1 protein-coding gene is annotated in these 258 nt (G+C 42.2%); it reads left to right on the top strand.

Annotated features, from left to right (window positions below):
- A partial coding sequence (locus tag ACY2RT_RS15455) for a serine hydrolase (protein ID WP_490156815.1) occupies window positions 1–258 on the top strand: 258 nt, incomplete at both ends.

Raw genomic sequence — 258 nt, forward strand, 5'->3', positions numbered from 1 at the left:
AAACCTATCACAACCTGTAAGTGATTTCTATCCACAATTTGAAGGGAGTGGGATGACCGTAGGTGACCTTTCTTCTATGGCTTCGGGGTTGGATTGGGACGAATCCTATAAAAATCCATTTGCTATTACCTCCCGTGCTTACTATGATGATGACTTGGCAGAAACTATTCTTGGATTACGGGTGGCAGAAACACCGGGGGAAGCTTTTAAATACTTAAGTGGTAATACACAATTGCTGGGAATCGTTATTGAGAAAGC

The organism is Ulvibacter sp. 2210JD10-4 (assembly GCF_058148525.1).